Origin of the sequence: Mycobacterium sp. IS-1742, from assembly GCF_001500125.1 — a bacterium.
Classification (GTDB): domain Bacteria; phylum Actinomycetota; class Actinomycetes; order Mycobacteriales; family Mycobacteriaceae; genus Mycobacterium.
The window spans coordinates 1-761 of sequence record NZ_LQIV01000039.1 but is presented as its reverse complement, the minus strand read 5'-3'; the positions used below and the strand labels follow the sequence as shown (position 1 = coordinate 761).

The following is a 761-nucleotide window of genomic DNA, read 5'->3' as shown; positions in this document are numbered from 1 at the left end:
CTGTTCGAGGAACTGTCCGAGCTGGCCGGTCAGCGCAACGCCATCGACGGCCGCATCGTGGAGATCGCCGCCGAAATCGACCGTGAGCGGTTGTGGGGCGCCACCGGGGCCCGCTCGGTCGCCGCGCTCGTGGCGTGGAAAACCGGTGTGTCTCCGGCGAATGCGAAAACCATCACCACCATTGCCGACCGGATCGAGGAATTCCCGCGCTGCATCGCAGATCTGCGGGAAGGGCGACTCTCCCTCGATCAAGTCGGGGTGATCGCCCAGGGCGCCGGCCCCGGATCCGATCAGCATTACGCCGAACTCGCGGCCAACGCCTCGGTCAGCCAACTGCGCATCGCCATCAAACTCGAACCCCGCCCCCAACCCGAACCCCAGTCCGACGAACCGAAGCCCGCGCCGGACCCGGGGCCGGAGGCGTCGATCAGCAAGACCTCCGATGAGCAGTACACCTACTGGCGGATCGCCCTGCCTCACATTGAGGCGGCGGTGTTCGACGCCGCCCTGAAGTCCCACCACGACGGGCTGGTCGCGCAGTGGAAACGTGACCACGGCGACGCCGACGACACCGCAAGCAGCCGGCCGCCCATGCCGACCACCGTGGACGCCTTCCTGGCGCTGGTCGACGCCGGCTGGGACACCGAAGCCGCCCGCCGCCCGCACGGGCAGCGCACCAACGTCGTCATGCATCTCGACATCAAAGACCGCATCGCCGCCCTCCACCTCGGCCCGCTGCTGTCGGATGCCGATCGCCGCTA

Annotated in this window: 1 protein-coding gene; it reads left to right on the top strand. The window is 68.6% G+C overall.

Features of this window, described 5'->3' with window-relative positions:
- On the top strand, nucleotides 1-761 hold a 761-nt coding region (locus AU196_RS19295; protein WP_157546509.1), incomplete at both ends, for a DUF222 domain-containing protein.